This is a genomic window from Nocardioides sp., assembly GCF_050246775.1.
In the GTDB taxonomy this organism is placed as follows: domain Bacteria; phylum Actinomycetota; class Actinomycetes; order Propionibacteriales; family Nocardioidaceae; genus Nocardioides.
The window spans coordinates 1,372,817-1,386,557 of record NZ_JBFWVK010000001.1; the positions used below are offsets into that span (position 1 = coordinate 1,372,817).

A 13,741-nucleotide genomic window follows, 5' to 3' on the forward strand; every position below is an offset into this window, starting at 1 on the left:
TCACCAGCCTAAGCGGCCCCCGGTGAGGGCACCCAGCGGGATCGTCACCACCGTCTCGTACCGGGGCGACCTGCGTGGCCCCTCGCCGAGGTGCGACTCGATCAGCGCGATCTCACTGACCTCCCACTCCGGCCCCCGGTAGGAATCCAGGACCCGGACCCACCGGGTCACCTCCCGCGGCCGGCCGAACCTGGCCAGTGTCACGTGGGGCCGGAACCGGGCACCGTCGACCCGGACACCGGCAGTGTTGGCAGCACCGCGGACACCGCGGGCCAGCCGACTCAGGTCGTCGCCGGCATCAACACCGGCCCAGAGGACCTTGGCCCCCGCCGCGTCCGGGAAGGCTCCTCCCCCGAGGATCCTCGTGGCGAAGACGGTCCGTCGGGCCGCGACCCGCTCGAGGCCACCGACCAGCTCGTCGAGCCGGCGCTCGCGCACCTCGGCGAAGAACCCCAGCGTCAGGTGCCACTGCTCCCGGGCGGACCACCGGAAGTCGGCCGCTGCGCGCCGTACGTCGAGGAACTCGTCGAGGTCGTCCAGGGCCTCATCCGGCGGGACCACCGCCACGAACATCCGCACGTCATCATCGTCGACGACCCCCGGGGCGAGGGCAATCGATTTCCGCTGCTGGCAGGCTGGAGACATGGCACGCACCATCGCAACCACCACCCAGGTCGACCTCGACGCGTTGCTGGCCTTCGTCCGGCCGCGACACAAGATGATCCTGATCACCGAGCGCTCCGACGCCCGCCCCCAGTCCTCGCCGGTCACCGGCGGCGTCGACGAGCAGGGCAGGATCGTCATCTCCACCTACCCAGAGCGCGCGAAGACCGCCAACGCCCGGCGCCGACCGCAGGTGAGCGTGCTGGTGCTCTCCGACGAGTTCAACGACGCCTGGGTGCAGGTGGACGGCGACTGCGAGGTGATCGACGCCCCTGACTCCGTCGAGCCGTTGGTGGCCTACTTCCGCAGCATCTCCGGGGAGCACCCGGACTGGGACGACTACCGCGCCGCGATGCTCACGCAGGGCAAGTCCCTGCTGCGGATCACGCCCACCCGCTGGTCGCCCGTCGCAACGGGCGGCTTCCCGGCGCGACTGGCCGACTGAGCGGCCGGACCGTCAGCCGGCCTGGGCGAGGTCGACGACCTCGTCGTCGGCCGGAGCCTCCACGTCCAGGTCCTCGTTGAAGTCGCTGAAGGTGAACGAGCCTGGCTCGTCGCCACCTTCCTGCGCGATCTTCAGGATGTAGTGCTTGTCCCCGGTGGCCACCAGGGCCACGACCTTCGCGCCGTCCTTGTCCCTGGTGACCTCGACGGCCTCCTCGCCGTCCACCTCGGTGACGTCGCCCACCACCGGCTCCTCGCCGTCGGTCGGCTCGTCGCCGAAGCCGTCGAGGAGCTGGTCGAGGTCGCAGACCTCACCGAAGCCGCCCTCGGCGGGGATGAGCGCCCACTTGTCACCCAGCAGGGCGACCACGGACTTGCCCTGTTCGGCACCCGCGGTGCCCGCCCAGAACGCCTCGTCACCCTTGAGGTACGAGCTGTCGCCGACATTGATCAGGTCAGCGGACCCCTCGCCGATGGTGATGCTGCCCTCGCACTCACCGTCGGTGTTGAGGGTGAGGTCGAGGCCCAGGGTGCCCTCGCCCTGCGTCAGCTCACCGGTCATCGTCACCGAGTCCAGGGACTTCATGTCAGCGAGAGCCGCGTCCTGGATGTCCTTGGCCGACTTCTTGGCGAATGCCTCCGAGGCGGCATCGCCCGACGAGTCCTCGCTGGAGTCGCCGCCGCCACAAGCACCGAGGGCCGCCAGTACGACGACACCCACCGCTCCCCCGAGAAACGTCCGTGCGGTGCTGTTCATGTGTGTTCACTCCCGTGTGGCCGGCGATCGATGAGCCCCTATTCGATCACGACCTGCGAGGCCGACCGACACGCATCCCGGATTCACCCTGCGGTCGGGTCGCCCACCCGCCCCAGGAACAGTGGGGTGCCATGGGCCACGTCGTGGATGACGAACAGGAAGGCTCGGTCGACGTTCACGTCGACGTACTGGGGCATCGAGGTGGTGCCCGCGACCACGGCGGTAGCGGCCGCCGCTTCGGTGCCCTCCTCGTCGACCGCGATGAACGCCTCGTGCACGACGGCGGAAAGGTGCACCTCCTCGGTGGTGGTGATCGCGCTGAAGTCGGCCGCCTCGGTGAAGGCCGTGGGCATGCCGAGCGCACCGAGGATGGGGGCCAGCATGGCCTGGGTGCGGAACTCCCACTTCGGCATCCACAGGCGCACCTTGGCGTCCCGGTTGGCGCCGAGGATCTCACCCAGGCCGCCGCCGGCCACGAGGTCCGAGACTGCGGCGAGCCGCCCCTCGGCGGGCAGGAGGATCGTCATCGCGAGCTGACCGCCCGCGTAGAGCAGTCGCACTGCCTGCCAGTCGTCGTCGCGGGCGTAGCCCGAGGTGGCCAGTCCGACGGTCATGGTGTCGGCCTGCACCGTGCGGCCGTCGTCGGTGGTGAAGGGCTTCGCCGCGGTGGCCGAGGCGAAGAACGGCTCCTCCCAGGGGGCCTTGAGATAGATGGCGTTGACCAACACCAGCCGGGTCAGCTCATCGAGGGCGCCTGCGGGCAGGATCTGCGGGATCCGGTCACGGGTCTGCTCGGCGGTCCAGTCGTTGATGACCGTGCGCGCACCTTCGGTGTCGCCGACGAAGTCGACCTGCCGCATGCCCGCGCCGTAGTAGCGTGCCAACGCGTCCAGGAACGGCTCCTGCCAGGTCGTGTCGCGCTGCCCGAACAGTGCGTTGGCGGCCGCGAGGACGAGTTCGGCCTCACTGCCGTCGGCACGGCGCTGGGTGCCGGCCAACCCTTCGATGTGCAGGGTCAGCGCGTCCAGCCCACCGTTGAAGTCGTCGAGGTCGGAGACCCCGAGAACCGACCTCATCTCTGCGGCGGTGGCTCCGGCGGCACCGTTCAGGGTCATCGCCAGAGCGACCACGACCGAGTACGGCGACACGGCGAGATTGCCCGGCTGGCGGCTCAGTTCGGCGTACACGCCGCCGCCGAGGGCACTGATCGAGGCGACCGCCTCGGGCAGCGACTCGACCCGACCGGGCGAGCGCTCCTCCTCCGAGCTGACCAGTTCGGTCACGTCGTCACCTTCCGACCGGCCCTGGGGCCGGTCCTGTTCCGTCCCGCACGCCGCCAGCAGGGCGGGGCTTCCCGCCACTGCGGCGAGCACGGCAAGCAGCCGCAGCGCATCGCGTCGGGTCATCTCCATGATCGTATGACGCTCACCACTTGTGAGCGGTTCCGCGCTCGGCAATGGTTAGGTCCGGATGCGACGGGTACGGCGCACTCGTGATGTAGTTGGATCGATCAAAACAACCAGGCTAGGAGCTGATGTGGTGGAGACCTGGCCAGGAATGCCGTATCCGTTGGGTGCCACCTTCGATGGCAGCGGCACCAACTTCGCCCTGTTCAGCGAGGTCGCCGAGCGCGTGGAGCTGTGCCTGTTCGAGGAGAGCAAGCGCGGCCGGCAGAAGGAGACCCGCATCGAGGTCACCGAGGTCGACGCCTACGTCTGGCACTGCTACCTCCCGCAGGTCCAGCCGGGGCAGCGCTACGGCTACCGGGTGCACGGGCCGTGGGATCCGGAGAAGGGGTTGCGCTGCAACCCCAACAAGCTGCTGCTCGACCCCTACGCCAAGGCCACCTCCGGAGAGATCGACTGGGACCAGTCGCTTTTCGGCTACGACTTCGGCGATCCCGAGTCCCGCAACGACCAGGACTCCGCCGGGCACATGACCTTCGGGGTGGTGATCAACCCGTTCTTCGAGTGGGAGGGCGATCGTCCGCTCCGGGTGCCCTACAACGAGTCGCTGATCTACGAGGCTCACGTCAAGGGCATGACCCAGCTGCACCCGGATGTCCCCGAGGAGCTGCGGGGCACCTACGCCGGGCTCGCCCACCCGGCCATCACCCAGCACCTGAACAAGCTCGGGGTGACCGCGATCGAGCTGATGCCGGTGCACCAGTTCGTCCAGGACAACACGCTGCTGGAGAAGGGCCTGCGCAACTACTGGGGTTACAACACCCTGGGCTTCTTCGCACCGCACGCCGACTACGCCGCCACCGGTGACCTGGGTCAGCAGGTCCAGGAGTTCAAGACGATGGTGAAGTCGATGCACGCCGCCGGCATCGAGGTCATCCTCGACGTGGTCTACAACCACACCGCCGAGGGCAACCACCTCGGCCCAACGCTGAGCTTCAAGGGGATCGACAACCCGGCGTACTACCGCCTCGTCGAGGACGACGAGCAGTACTACATGGACTACACCGGCACCGGGAACTCGCTGAACGTGCGGCACCCGCACTCCCTGCAGCTGATCATGGACTCGCTGCGCTACTGGGTCACCGACATGCACGTCGACGGCTTCCGCTTCGACCTCGCCGCAGCCCTGGCTCGGGAGTTCTACGACGTCGACCGGCTCGCGACGTTCTTCGAGCTCGTGCAACAGGACCCCATCGTGAGCCAGGTGAAGCTGATCGCCGAGCCGTGGGACGTCGGCCCGGGCGGCTACCAGGTCGGCAACTTCCCGCCGCAGTGGACCGAGTGGAACGGCGCCTACCGCGACACCGTGCGCGACTTCTGGCGCGGGGAGCCGTCGCTGGGCGAGTTCGTGTCCCGGCTGGCCGGCTCCTCCGACCTCTACGAGCACTCGGGGCGTCGCCCGGTCGCGAGCATCAACTTCGTGACCGCTCACGACGGCTTCACGCTGCGCGACCTGGTCTCCTACAACGAGAAGCACAACGAGGCCAACGGCGAGGACAGCAACGACGGCGAGAGCCACAACCGTTCCTGGAACCACGGCGCCGAGGGGCCGACCGAGGACCCTGAGATCCAGCAGGCGCGCGCTCGCGAGCAGCGCAACTTCATCGCCACGCTGCTGCTGAGCCAGGGCGTCCCGATGCTGCTGCACGGCGACGAGATGGGCCGCACCCAGGACGGCAACAACAACACCTACGCCCAGGACTCCGAGATCTCCTGGGTGCACTGGGACAAGGCCGACAAGCCGCTGATCGAGTTCACCGCCGCAGTCGCGAAGCTGCGCAAGAGCCACCCGACCTTCCGACGCAAGCGCTTCTTCACCGGCAACACGGTGCGCATCGGCAACGGCGCCGAGGGCGACCGGCTCAACGACATCGTCTGGCTGCACCCCGACGGCCGCCCGATGGAGGAGGAGGACTGGCAGAGCGGGTCCCAGGCCATCGGCATGTACCTCAACGGTGACGGCATCGCCGGCAAGGACAGTCGCGGCGGCACCATCCTCGATGACCACTTCCTGCTCTACTTCAACGCCGACGGCCCGATCGAGGTCACGCTGCCCCCCGACGAGTACGCCGCCGCATGGGACGTCGTCATCGACACCGGCGGGTCGGCCGACGAGACCGAGACCTGCCCGGCCGGGTCGACCTTCTCCTTGGAGACGCACTCGCTCGTCGTCCTGCGCGAGCACGCCGAGCCCGAAGCGGCCCCGGACCACTCGGTGGCCGCGTCCGTGGCCGCGTTGGCCACCTCGGCCACGTCGACGGTGGCCTCCGAGCAGCGACACGCACGCTAGACACCAGCACGAGGGAGAAGCCACTCATGGGCGAGGGCAGGACCAGCAAGCCGGTCAGCACCTACCGGTTCCAGATCAGCAAGGACTTCGACCTGTTCGAAGCGACGCGCCGCCTGTCCTACCTGCATGACCTGGGCGTCGACTGGGTCTACCTCTCACCCCTGCTGGCCGCAGAGGTGGGCAGCAACCACGGCTACGACGTGGTCTCGCACGACCGGATCGACCCGGACCGCGGCGGCGCCGAGGGACTGGCTGCCCTGTCTGCGGAGGCGAAACGGCTCGGCATGGGGGTGCTCGTCGACATCGTGCCCAACCACGTCGGCGTCGCCAGCCCGCACCTGAACACCTGGTGGTGGGACCTGCTCCAACACGGCCGATCCTCGGTCCGGGCCGACACGTTCGACGTCGACTGGGACGCCGGCGGCGGCCGGATCCGGATCCCCGTGGCCGGCGACGACGACCGGTCCCCGACCGGCGGTCCGATCGCCCACCTCAGCCTCGCCGACACCCCCACCGGTCCCGAGCTGCGCTACCACGACCACCGCTTTCCCATCGCCCCTGGCACGGCTGACGACGGGGCCGACCCGAACACGGTCCACGACCGCCAGCACTACGAGATCGTGAACTGGCGGGTCGCGGACTCGGGGCTGAACTACCGGCGCTTCTTCGCCGTCAACACGCTGGCCGCCGTGCGCGTCGAGGACCCGGCTGTCTTCGCCGAGTCGCACGTCGAGATCAAGCGATGGTTCGACGAAGAGCTGGTCGACGGCCTCCGGGTGGACCACCCCGACGGGCTGCGCGATCCCGAGGGCTACCTGGCCGACCTGGCCGAGATCACCGGCAACGCCTACGTGCTCGTCGAGAAGATCCTCGAACCCGGGGAGCGACTGCCCGCGACCTGGTCCACCGAGGGGACGACGGGCTACGACGCCTTGGCGTTCATCGACCGGGTCCTGACCGACCCGGCCGGTCAGGCGTCCTTGGATGCGCTCGAGACCCGACTCCGGGGCGCCCCGGTGGACTGGCACGACCTGATCCACGACACCAAGCGCACGGTGGCGGACACGATCCTCAACTCCGAGGTGCAGCGCATCACCAGAGAGCTGTCGGTCGAGCTCGATCACTCGGTGGTCGAGCTCGATCGACGCCGGGGATCCGTGCCTCACTCGGTGGTCGAGGTCGATCACTCGGTGGCCGAGGTCCATGACTCGGTCGTCGAGGTCCATGACTCGGTCGTCGAGGTCCATGATTCGGTGGTCGAGCTTGTCGAGACCACCGCCATCGCGGATGCCGTCGCGGAGCTGCTCGCCTGCTTCCCCGTCTACCGGTCCTACCTGCCGGGCGGTCGCGAGCACCTCGACGAGGCACTCGCCCTGGCCCGGTCCCACCGACCGGAGCTGGGAACGGCCTTCGACACCATCGCGCCGATCCTCGGTGACCCGGCCTCGGCCGCGGCCAGACGTTTCCAGCAGACCAGCGGGATGGTGATGGCCAAGGGCGTGGAGGACTGCGCCTTCTACCGCTGGTCGCGCCTGACCTCGCTCAACGAGGTCGGCGGCGACCCGTCGGTCTTCGCGACCACACCCACTGTCTTCCACGGGTGGCTCGCCGACCGGCAGCACGAATGGCCGGACGCCATGACCTGCCTGTCCACCCACGACACCAAGCGCGGTGAGGACGTCCGGGCCCGGATCACGGTGCTCTCCGAGACCCCCCTGGTCTGGGAGGCCGCGCTCGACGAGCTGCTCTCGCTGGCACCGGTGCCCGACGCCGGCTTCGGTTCCCTGCTCTGGCAGGCGATCGTCGGCGCGTGGCCGGCCGGCACCGGCGCGGAGCCACCGCCGGACCTGCGCGCCCGACTGCACGGCTACGCGGAGAAGGCCATGCGCGAAGCAGGCGACCGCACCACCTGGACCGCTCCAGACGAATCGTATGAGAACGCCGTCCACGCGGCGGTCGATGCTGCCCTCGACGACCCCGCCGTTCGGCAGGTGCTCGAAGAACTGCTGGCCGTCGTGGTCGCCCCTGGATGGAGCAACGCCCTGGCGGCGAAGCTGCTGGGCATCACGATGCCGGGGGTGCCGGACGTCTACCAGGGCAGCGAGTTGTGGGAGCAGAGCCTGGTAGACCCCGACAACCGGCGCCCGGTGGACTTCGACGCCCGCGCTGCGCACCTGGCCGGCGTACGGCGCGGCGAGGCGACACCGCTGAGCGTCTCGCCGGACGACACCGGCGCGGCCAAGCTGGCCCTCACCTACGCCGCGCTGACGCTGCGCCGAGACCGCGCCGACCTGTTCACCTCCTACGACCCGCTCAGCGCCGAGGGCTCGGCCGCCGACCACGCCCTGGCCTTCGACCGTGGAGGAGCCGTCACCGTGGTCACCCGACTGCCCCTGGGGCTTGCTGCCGCGGGCGGCTGGGGCGACACCGTGCTGCGGCTGCCCCAGGGCACGTGGTTGGAGCAGGTGACCGGCCGCGAGTACTCCGGAGCAGTCCCCCTCTCCGTGCTGCTCCATGACCTGCCGGTGGCGCTCCTGGCCCGAGAGGACTCCTGATGAAGCCGACCGCACGTGGCCCCTTCGATGTCTGGGCGCCGGTACCGACCCGGCTGCGACTCAGCGTCGGCGACGACGTGGTGCCGATGCTGCGGGGACCCGACCACTGGTGGACCCCGGCCGCGCCGGTCGCCGCCCACGAGGTCGACTACGGCTACCTGATCGATGACGCACAGACCCCCGTCCCGGATCCGCGCTCGCGCCGCCAGCCCTCGGGAGTGCACGAACGTTCGCGGACCTTCGACCCGGCCGCGTTCGCGTGGACCGACCAGTCGTGGACAGGTCGCCAGCTCGCCGGTCGGGTCATCTACGAACTCCACGTCGGCACGTTCACCCCCGAAGGCACCTTCGACGCGGCCCTCGGCAAGCTGGACCACCTGAAGTCGATCGGCGTGGACTTCGTGGAGGTGATGCCGGTCAACGCCGTCAACGGCACCCACAACTGGGGCTATGACGGCGTGCTGTGGTCAGCGGTCACCGAGGCTTACGGTGGCCCGGAGGGCTACCAGCGGTTCGTCGACGGCTGCCACGCGGCCGGACTGGGCGTGATCCAGGACGTGGTGCACAACCACCTCGGGCCGTCGGGCAACTACCTGCCGATGTTCGGCCCCTACCTGAAGGCCGAGGGTGCCAACACCTGGGGCTCGCACGTCAACCTCGATGGCCCAGATGCCGCCGAGGTGCGGCGCCTCATCCTCGACAACGTCCTGATGTGGTTCGCCGACTACCACGTGGACGGGTTGCGGCTGGACGCCGTACACGCCCTTGCGGACGACTCACCGACGCACCTGCTGGAGGAGATGGCGATCGAGGTCGCCGCGCTGTCGGCGTACGTCGGGCGACCCCTGACGCTGATCGCCGAGTCGGACCTCAACGACCCCCGGCTGGTCACCCCCCGGGAGGCGGGCGGCTACGGGCTCGACGCCCAGTGGAGCGACGACTTCCACCACGCCGTGCACGTGGCGCTGACCGGGGAGGTGGCCGGCTATTACGCCGACTTCGAGCCGCTGACGGCCCTGGCGAAGGTGTGCGAGCGTGGCTTCTTCCACGACGGCACCTACTCCTCGTTCCGCGAGCGCGACCACGGCGTGCCGATCGACACCGCCACCATGCCGACCTGGCGCCTGGTGGTGGCCAGTCAGAACCACGACCAGATCGGCAACCGGGCCCGCGGCGACCGCATCACCGAGCATCTCGACGATGACCAACTGGCCTGTGCTGCGCTGCTGACGCTGGCCGGTCCATTCACTCCGATGCTGTTCCAGGGCGAGGAGTGGGCGGCATCGACCCCGTTCCAGTTCTTCACCTCGCACCCCGAACCGGACCTCGGACGGGCCACCGCAGAGGGCCGGATCGCTGAGTTCGAGAAGATGGGCTGGGACCCGGCTGTGGTGCCGGATCCCCAGGCGCTCTCGTCGTTCCTGGACTCCAAACTCGACTGGTCGGAGGTCTCGAGCGGACGCCACGCCCGGATGCTGTCGATCTACCAGGAGCTGGCGGCGCTGCGGCGTACCCAACCCGCCCTCACGGACCCCGCGTTCGGTCACGTCGCGTGCGCGGTCGACGAACAACGCCGGGTGTTCCTGATGGCGCGCTCGGACCTGCTGATGTGCATCAACTTCGGGGACGCCCCAGCCCTGGTCGAGGTCGGCGAAGCGGACTGGAGGGTGCTGTTCCACACCGGGTCCGGCGCCGACCTGGGAGCCGGCTCGGTGACGCTGCCTCCGCATGCGGGGACGCTGCTCGCGCCGTCCTGAGTCGGTCGCGGGGATCCCCGGGCGGCCGGGGAAACTCGCGGTTGTCAGCCTTTGCAGAGGCTGACAACCGCGAACTTCCCCGGATATCCGGGGATTCATGCAGCTAGCCTCAACGGTGTGGACCGTTGGAGCCGCCGAGGGCTGCTGACCCTGGGAGCCGTGGGCGCGCTCGCGGCCTGTTCGGGCGATCCGAGCCGCACCGCGCCGACCCCGACCGGGCCGAGTGGCTCTCCGAGCGCCGGCACTGCGAACTGGTCACAGCTGCGTCGCCACGTGACCGGCTCGCTCGCGCTCCCGAAGGATCCGGCCTATGACACCGTCCGGCTGCTCGAGAACCCACGCTACGACGACAACCACCCCCTCGGCGTACTCACCGTCAGCGGAGCCGACGACGTCGCCACCGCTCTGAGCTTCGCCCAGGACAGCGGCATCCCCATCGCGATCCGATCGGGAGGTCACAGCTATCCCGGGTGGTCGGGAGGTGGCGGAGGCAGGACCGGGCTCCCGCGTGCGTTGGTGATCGACTGCCGGTCCCTGGACACCGTGACGGTCGACGGCACGACGGCCACGATCGGCGCCGGGGCCGCACTCGCACCCGTGTACGCCGCTCTCGGCACCGCGGGCCGCGCCATCGCCGGAGGCAGTTGCGCCACCGTCGGCATCGCCGGGCTGACCCTGGGCGGAGGGGTCGGCGTCCTCACCCGGGCCATGGGCCTGACCTGTGACGCCGTGACCTCGATGGACGTGGTGACCGCGGACGCCACGTTGCGCACCGTCGACGCCGACCACGACCCCGATCTCTTCTGGGCATTGCGCGGTGGAGGCGGGGGCCACGTGGGGGTCGTGACCTCGTTCGTCTTCGCCACCCAGCCAGCACCGACGCTCGGCACGTTCTTCCTGACCTGGCCGATCGCGTCGGCCCCTGAGGTGATCGCGGCCTGGCAGGAGTGGGCGCCGTCAGCGGACGCCCGGCTGTGGTCGACCCTGAAGGCCCTCGGCGGCGAGAAGCACCCCGACGGGCCCACGCTGCTGCTCTCCGGCACCTGGGTGGGGGCTCAGTCGTCGTTGGACGGCCAGCTGTCCGGGCTCCTGGACCAGGTGCCCGCGCCGGCGTCTCGATCGAGTGACGTGCGGAGCTATGGCGAGGCGATGGCGTCGTACGCCGGCTGTTCCAACATCCCGGTCGCTCAGTGCAACACCGGTCCCGGCGGCAGCCTGACCCGCGAGGCGTTCGGGGCGACCTCGCACGTCGCCTACGACGTGCTCCCCGCAGGTGGGATCACCACACTGCTCGACCACGTGCAGGACGCCCAGTCCTCCGGGCTGTTGGAAGCGGGGATCTCGATGGATGCGCTTGGGGGACGGGTCCAGGACCTGGCGGCCGACGCGACTGCGTTCGGGCACCGCTCGGCGCTGATGACGGTGCAGTACACCGCCACGTTCGGCGACGGTGTCGGCTCCGCCGGCGCTGCGGACAGCTATGTGCGCGGGTTCCGGTCGGCCATGGTGCCGTCGTGGGGTGAGCACGCCTACGTCAACTATTCCGACAGTACGCTCACCGACTTCCGGTCGGCGTACTTCGCCGACAACGCCGACCGGTTGGCGACGGTCCGGGAGCAGTACGACGCGTCCGGATTCTTCACGCAGCCTCAGGACTTCTGAGAACCTCTCTATCCTGAACGCGTGACCGAGCCAGTGCCTGCCGAACTCGCCGACCTGCGCAGCAGCATCGACAACATCGATGCCGCCCTCATCCACCTGCTCGCCGAACGCTTCAAGTGCACCCAGCATGTCGGCGTGCTCAAGGCCGAACACGGCATGCCGCCGGCGGACCCGGCCCGCGAGGAACGCCAGATCATCCGACTCCGGGCGCTGGCCACGGATGCCGGCCTGGACCCGGTGTTCGCCGAGAAGTTCCTCAACTTCATTGTCGGCGAGGTGATCCGGCACCACGTCCGCATCTCCGAGGGAAGCTAGCTCTCCAGCCCTCGCAGCAGGTCCTCGAAGTCCTCGACCTGGTCGAACGCGTCCGGGGTGCGGCGCGCGGGGCGGCCGCTGACGAGGCCGGCGAGTTCGCCGGCGGCCCGGGTGATCCGGTCGGCCAGGGCACCGGAGCTGACGTCGCCCCAGTCCTCCGAGGCCGCGAACACCCCGGTCGGGACCGTGGTGGCGCGCAGGTAGGCGAACAGCGGTCGCAGGGCGTGCTCCAGCACGAGCGAGTGCCGAGCCGTGCCGGCGGTGGCCGCCATCAGGACCGGTACGCCGGCCAGCGAGTCGGCCTCGAGCACGTCGAAGAACGTCTTGAACAAACCGGAGTACGACGCGCTGAACACCGGCGTCACCGCGATCACCGCGTCGGCGCCAGCGATCGTCGCCTGGGCCCGGGCGAGGTCGGCTGCCGCAAACCCGGTGAGCAGGTTGTCGGCGAGCTGATGGGCCAGTGGGCGCAGCTCGATCAGCTCGACGAGTACGTCGTCGCCGCGCTCCCGCAGGGCCGCTGTGGCCGCCTCGGCGAGCCTGGCCCCGAGCAGACTCGTGGACGACGGCTCGCTCAGGCCAGCGGTGACGACGGCGATGGTCCGGGTGGTCATCGCAGGCTCGTGGTCTCGACAGGCTCGACCACCGAGGCAGGCCGCTCGACCACCGAGGCAGGCCGCTCGACCACCGAAGACGTCCGCTCGACCGACGCCGCCACCAGCGCAGCGTGGCTCGGTGCTGTGGCCGGCACGTGGGACGGGCGCAGCGCCTCGAACTCACGACGGAGCACCGGGATGACCTCCTCGCCGAGCAGGTCGAGCTGCTCGAGGACCAGCTTGAGCGGCAGGCCGGCGTGGTCCATCAGGAAGAGCTGCCGCTGGTAGTCGCCGACGTACTCGCGGAATCCGAGCGTCTTCTCGATGACCTCCTGGGGCGATCCCACCGTAAGCGGGGTCTGCGACGTGAAGTCCTCGAGCGACGGGCCGTGGCCGTAGACGGGCGCGTTGTCGAAGTAGGGCCGGAAGGTGCGCACGGCGTCCTGGCTGTTCTTCGCCATGAAGACCTGGCCACCGAGGCCGACGATCGCCTGGTCGGCGCTGCCGTGGCCGTAGTGCTCGAAGCGACGACGGTAGAGCGCGACCATCTGCTGGGTGTGCGAGGCAGGCCAGAAGATGTGGTTGGAGAAGAAGCCGTCGCCGTAGTAGGCGGCCTGCTCGGCGATCTCGGGGCTGCGGATCGAGCCGTGCCACACGAACGGCGCCACGCCGTCGAGCGGCCGCGGGGTCGAGGTGAAGCCCTGGAGCGGGGTGCGGTGCTTGCCATGCCAGTCGACGTTCTCCTCGCGCCACAGGCGGCGCAGCAGCGCGTAGTTCTCGATGGCCAGCGAGATGCCGTCGCGGATGTCCTTGCCGAACCAGGGGTAGACCGGGCCAGTGTTCCCTCGGCCCATCATGAGGTCCATGCGGCCGTCGCTGAGGTGCTGGAGCGTGGCGTAGTCCTCGGCGATGCGTACCGGGTCGGTGGTCGTGATCAGCGTGGTCGAGGTCGACAGCTTGAGGGTCGAGGTCTGTGCGGCGATGTAGGCCAGGGTGGTCGTGGGAGCGCTCGGGACGAACGGGGGGTTGTGGTGCTGACCGGTCGCGAACACGTCCAGACCGACCTCCTCGGCCTTCGTGGCGATCGCGATGGTGTTCTTGATGCGCTCGTGTTCGGTGGGGGTGCGACCCGTGGTCGGGTCGGTGGTGACATCACCGACCGTGAAGATTCCGAACTCCATGACTTGCCTCCAAAGGATCCAACTAAGTAGTTGAATGTTAAAGCACCACGGACGG

The 13,741-nt window shown here is 69.4% G+C and carries 11 protein-coding genes; 6 read left to right on the top strand and 5 right to left on the bottom strand.

Annotated elements, in window-relative coordinates:
* Positions 1 to 645: an RNA 2',3'-cyclic phosphodiesterase gene (gene thpR / locus AB7I40_RS06515; protein WP_428344231.1), complete on the bottom strand. Its 645-nt coding sequence runs from the start codon at positions 643 to 645 to the stop codon at positions 1 to 3.
* Here thpR and AB7I40_RS06520 point away from each other — a divergent pair.
* Positions 644 to 1,108 (top strand): PPOX class F420-dependent oxidoreductase, encoded by a 465-nt coding sequence (locus AB7I40_RS06520; protein WP_428344232.1) that lies wholly within the window; start codon positions 644 to 646, stop codon positions 1,106 to 1,108. The two genes, thpR and AB7I40_RS06520, sit on opposite strands and share 2 nt — an antisense overlap.
* Positions 1,109 to 1,120: 12 nt before the next feature.
* On the opposite strand, the gene AB7I40_RS06525 is transcribed toward AB7I40_RS06520, so the two are convergent.
* Both AB7I40_RS06525 and AB7I40_RS06530 read right to left on the bottom strand, forming a co-directional pair.
* Positions 1,121 to 1,864 carry a hypothetical protein gene (locus AB7I40_RS06525; protein WP_428344233.1) on the bottom strand — a complete coding sequence of 248 codons (744 nt, stop codon included), beginning with the start codon at positions 1,862 to 1,864 and terminating at the stop codon, positions 1,121 to 1,123.
* Positions 1,865 to 1,947: 83 nt separating this feature from the next.
* Complete coding sequence (locus AB7I40_RS06530) at positions 1,948 to 3,270, bottom strand: serpin family protein (RefSeq protein WP_428344234.1); 1,323 nt, start codon at positions 3,268 to 3,270, stop codon at positions 1,948 to 1,950.
* Positions 3,271 to 3,403: 133 nt separating this feature from the next.
* Between AB7I40_RS06530 and glgX the strand changes: the two genes are divergently transcribed.
* The 5 genes from glgX to AB7I40_RS06555 all read left to right on the top strand — a co-directional run bounded on the left by glgX (position 3,404) and on the right by AB7I40_RS06555 (position 11,909).
* On the top strand, positions 3,404 to 5,620 hold the full coding sequence (gene glgX / locus AB7I40_RS06535) for a glycogen debranching protein GlgX (protein WP_428344235.1): 2,217 nt from the start codon (positions 3,404 to 3,406) through the stop codon (positions 5,618 to 5,620).
* 26 nt (positions 5,621 to 5,646) lie between these two features.
* Positions 5,647 to 8,175 (top strand): malto-oligosyltrehalose synthase, encoded by a 2,529-nt coding sequence (locus AB7I40_RS06540; protein WP_428347931.1) that lies wholly within the window; start codon positions 5,647 to 5,649, stop codon positions 8,173 to 8,175.
* Positions 8,175 to 9,932 (top strand): malto-oligosyltrehalose trehalohydrolase, encoded by a 1,758-nt coding sequence (gene treZ / locus AB7I40_RS06545; protein WP_428344237.1) that lies wholly within the window; start codon positions 8,175 to 8,177, stop codon positions 9,930 to 9,932. Before AB7I40_RS06540 ends, treZ begins: the two co-directional genes overlap by 1 nt.
* A gap of 117 nt (positions 9,933 to 10,049) precedes the next feature.
* Entirely contained in the window at positions 10,050 to 11,594 is a 1,545-nt protein-coding gene (locus AB7I40_RS06550) for an FAD-binding oxidoreductase (RefSeq protein ID WP_428344238.1), read from the top strand.
* 21 nt (positions 11,595 to 11,615) lie between these two features.
* Entirely contained in the window at positions 11,616 to 11,909 is a 294-nt protein-coding gene (locus AB7I40_RS06555; protein WP_428344239.1) for a chorismate mutase, read from the top strand.
* On the opposite strand, the gene AB7I40_RS06560 is transcribed toward AB7I40_RS06555, so the two are convergent.
* On the bottom strand, positions 11,906 to 12,523 hold the full coding sequence (locus AB7I40_RS06560) for a CE1759 family FMN reductase (protein WP_428344240.1): 618 nt from the start codon (positions 12,521 to 12,523) through the stop codon (positions 11,906 to 11,908). The two genes, AB7I40_RS06555 and AB7I40_RS06560, sit on opposite strands and share 4 nt — an antisense overlap.
* Positions 12,520 to 13,686 carry an LLM class flavin-dependent oxidoreductase gene (locus AB7I40_RS06565; protein ID WP_428347932.1) on the bottom strand — a complete coding sequence of 389 codons (1,167 nt, stop codon included), beginning with the start codon at positions 13,684 to 13,686 and terminating at the stop codon, positions 12,520 to 12,522. The genes AB7I40_RS06560 and AB7I40_RS06565 overlap by 4 nt, the downstream gene beginning before the upstream one ends.
* Positions 13,687 to 13,741: the final 55 nt, after the last annotated feature.